This is a genomic window from Streptomyces sp. NPDC020192 (assembly GCF_044388685.1).
Taxonomy (GTDB): domain Bacteria; phylum Actinomycetota; class Actinomycetes; order Streptomycetales; family Streptomycetaceae; genus Streptomyces.
The window spans coordinates 1-2302 of record NZ_JBIRXG010000112.1 but is presented as its reverse complement, the minus strand read 5'-3'; the positions used below and the strand labels follow the sequence as shown (position 1 = coordinate 2302).

Sequence of the window (2302 nt, the reverse complement as noted above, 5' to 3'; positions counted from 1 at the left end):
CCGACAGCCTCCACCACCTCTCGCAAAACGGCGTCACCACCCTCCTCGAACTCGGCCCCGACACCACCCTCACCGCCCTCGCCCGCACCACCCTCACGGACACCCTCACCGTCTCCATCCTCCGCAAGGACCACCCCGAATCCGAGACCCTCCGCACAGCCCTCGCCAAGCTCTGGACCAACGGCACCCCCATCACCTGGCCGATCACCGGTCGCCCGGTGGACCTTCCCACCTACCCCTTCGACCACCAGCACTACTGGCTCCCGTCGACATCCGGTGCCGCCGGTGACGCAGCGAGGCTGGGACTCGGGGCGACCAACCATCCCGTGCTCGGCGCGGAGGCCGTACTGGCGGAGTCCGAGCAGCACCTGTTCACCGGTCGGGTGTCTCTGCGGACACATCCCTGGCTCGCCGACCACACGGTCGCCGACGCGATCCTGCTCCCGGGCACGGTGTTCGTGGAGGCCGCGCTGCGTGCCGGTGACAAGGTCAACTGCTCGCGGATCGAGGAACTCACGCTGGAGGCACCGCTCGTCCTGCCCCGGCACGGAGCCGTACAGCTGCAGTTGCTCGTCGGCGCGCCGGATACCGGCGGAAGCCGCGCCCTTCAGGTGTACGCGCGCGCCGAGGACAACGGCGAGGGTGACGCGTCGTGGCTTCGGCATGCGAGCGGTTCCCTGGCGGGAGACGAATCGCCCGAGCCTGCCGGCCTGACCGTCTGGCCCCCCTCGGGCGCGGTGCCCGTAAGGGTCGAGGACTTCTACGACGGGATCGGCAAGGGGTACGGCCCGGCGTTCCATGGGCTCCGCGCTGCCTGGCGGCACGGCGACGACATCTACGCGGAAGTGGCCATGCCCGACAGTCTCGGTCATGTCGCCATCCAGCAGGGTGAGTTCGGCATACATCCGGCGCTGCTGGACATCGCCCTGCATGCCGTGCTTCTGGGCGACACGGACACGCCCTCGTCCCCCCGGCTCCCGTTCGCCTGGAGCGACGTGACCCTCCATGCGACCGGGGCGATGGAGCTTCGGGTGCGCATTTCTCCCACGGGTGACGATGTGTTCACCGTGGACGTGGCGGACACGGCCGGGCGACCCGTCGCATCGATCGGATCGCTCGTCCTGCGGCCGGTCTCCGACGAGCAGATACATGCGGCGGTCAGCACCAGGGGCGACGCGGACACCCTGTTCCGCGTCGACTGGTCTCCGATCGCCGCCCCCGAGCCTCGTACGGCAGACACCGCCGACGACTGGGCCGTAGTGGCGTCGGAGGCGACGGAACTACCCGCCGCTTTCCGTGGCTTGAGCGCATCCATGCGCTCCTACCCCGACCTGGCGACGCTCCGTGCGGCGGTCGCCGGAGGTGAGGGCGCGCCGGACGTGGTGCTGTTGCCGTACGCCTCCGCGCCTTCGGTGGACAGCGACGGGCTGCCGGACACCGTCCACCGGGCCACCGCGCAAGCACTCGCCGACGTACAGGCGTGGCTGTCGGAGGAGTCGTTGGAAGACGCTCGCCTGGTCGTCATGACCAGCCGTGCCGTGGCGACGCGCACCGCCGAGGACGTCAGCGATCTGAGCCACACCGCCGTGTGGGGCTTGGTCCGGTCGGCTCAGTCGGAGCACCCGGGCCGGCTCTCCCTGCTGGACATCGACGACGACGCGGCGTCGTACGCCTCCCTTTCCTCGGCCGTCACATCGGGTGAGCCTCAACTCGCCCTCCGGAAGGGCACGTTGCTCACACCTCGGCTGCTGCGACGGAACCGGGCCGACGAGTTGAACCCGCCATCCGGCGTCCCCGCTTGGCGGCTCGACACCATGAACCCCGGCACGCTCGACCATCTGGATCTCCTGCCCTGCCCCGAGGTTCTCGACCCTCTCGGTGCCGGCCAGGTGAGGGTTTCCGTGCGCGCGGCCGGGCTCAACTTCCGTGATGTCCTGATGGCGCTCGGCATGTATCCGGGTGAGCTGTCCCTCGGCAGTGAGGGGGCGGGGGTCGTCACCGAAGTCGGCCCGGACGTCGAGGACTTCCGGGTGGGCGACAGGGTCATGGGGATGCTTCCGCTGTCCTTCGGCACGGTGTGCGTCGCCGATCGGCGGATGCTCGTACGGATTCCGGAGGGGTGGTCGTTCGAGCAGGCGGCTGCCGTGCCCGTCGCCTTCCTCACCGCGTACTACGGGCTGCGCGACCTCGCCGGTCTGCGGGCCGGAGAGTCCGTCCTCGTCCACGCCGCGGCCGGCGGGGTCGGCATGGCCGCCGTCCAGCTCGCCCGCCTGTGGGGCGCCGAGGTCTACGGCACCGCAAG

General features: G+C 70.4%; 1 protein-coding gene. It reads left to right on the top strand.

Features of this window, described 5'->3' with window-relative positions:
- Positions 1-2302, top strand: a 2302-nt coding sequence (locus ACH47Z_RS47075; protein WP_399086788.1) for a polyketide synthase dehydratase domain-containing protein, incomplete at both ends; no start/stop codon positions are given.